Here is a 1,537-nt window from a genome sequence, read left to right as displayed (position 1 = left end):
GTCCCGGAAGACTCCGGGACCGGATCCCACCCCCGGCGACCGCCCCGGGCGGCTCAGCACTCAAGGAGGACCGGCGATGACCATCTTGGCTCCGATCACCAGATCCGATTCCCAGCTCGATCCGCGCGACCCTCTGACGAGGCTCGAGAGCCTGTTCGACGCCGGGACCACGGTCACGCTGCATCCCCGCGACAAGTCCGGGGTGCTCGCGGCGTCCGGCGAGATCGACGGCGTCCGCACCGTCGCCTACTGCTCCGACGCCACCGTCATGGGTGGCGCAATGGGCGTGGAGGGCTGCAAGCACATCGTCGCGGCCATCGACACCGCCATCGAGGAGAAGGCACCGATCGTCGGCATCTGGCACTCGGGCGGGGCCCGCCTGGCGGAGGGTGTCGAAGCCCTGCACGCCGTCGGCCTCGTGTTCGAAGCCATGGTCCGGGCGTCCGGCCTTATCCCCCAGCTTTCCGTCGTCCTCGGCTTCGCCGCGGGCGGCGCCGCCTACGGTCCCGCCCTCACCGACGTGGTGATCATGGCGCCCGAGGGCCGCGTCTTCGTGACCGGACCCGATGTGGTTCGCTCCGTCACCGGCGAGCAGGTCGACATGGCCTCGCTCGGCGGCCCCGACACCCACACCAAGAAGTCCGGCGTGGCGCACATCGCCGCACACGACGAGCTCGACGCCCTGCACCGGGCCCGCCGGCTGGTGTCGATGTTCTCCGATCAGGGCGAGTTCGACCAGTCCGCGGCCGAGCACGGCGACAGCGACCTGCGGGCCATGATGCCCGAGTCCGCCAAGCGCGCCTACGACGTCCGCCCGATCGTGCACGAGCTGCTCGACAACGTCGACGGCGAGTCCAGCTTCGAGGAGCTGCAGGGCAACTACGCCCGCAGCATCGTCACCGGCCTGGGACGGATGGGTGGCCGCACCGTCGGCGTCATCGCGAACAATCCGCTGCGCCTGGGCGGCTGCCTGAACTCCGAGAGCGCCGAGAAGGCCGCCCGATTCGTGCGGCTGTGCAACGCCTTCGGGATCCCCCTCGTCGTCATCGTCGACGTTCCCGGCTACCTGCCCGGTGTCAGCCAGGAGTGGGAGGGCGTGGTGCGTCGCGGCGCCAAGCTGCTGCACGCGTTCGCCGAGGCGACCGTCCCCCGCGTCACGGTGGTCACCCGCAAGATCTACGGCGGTGCGTACATCGCGATGAACTCCCGCGCCCTCGGCGCCACCGCCGTGTTCGCGTGGCCGGAGGCAGAGGTCGCCGTGATGGGCGCCAAGGCGGCCGTCGGCATCCTGCACAAGCGGGCCCTGGCCGCGGCACCGGAGGACGAGCGCGAGGCACTGCACGATCGACTCGCCGCCGAGCACGAGGCGATCGCCGGCGGTGTCGGCCGGGCGATGTCGATCGGCGTGGTCGACGAGCTGATCGATCCCGCCAAGACCCGGAGCATCGTCACTGCGGCGCTCGCCGCGGCCCCCGCACGCCGCGGGGCGCACAAGAACATCCCGCTCTGAGCCCAGCTCGCGACATGAACAAGGGGC

The 1,537-nt window shown here is 71.1% G+C and carries 1 protein-coding gene; it reads left to right on the top strand.

All coding sequences use genetic code 11. From position 1 onward, the window contains the following. The first annotated feature begins 76 nt into the window (after nucleotides 1-76). Entirely contained in the window at nucleotides 77-1,510 is a 1,434-nt protein-coding gene (locus tag ACFXGJ_RS24385) for an acyl-CoA carboxylase subunit beta (RefSeq protein ID WP_378625850.1), read from the top strand. Nucleotides 1,511-1,537: the final 27 nt, after the last annotated feature.

This window comes from Rhodococcus sp. NPDC059234 (genome assembly GCF_042754225.1).
Lineage (GTDB): Bacteria > Actinomycetota > Actinomycetes > Mycobacteriales > Mycobacteriaceae > Rhodococcus_G.
Note: the sequence above shows the minus strand (reverse complement) of the source record. Positions and strands in the feature narration are given on the sequence as shown.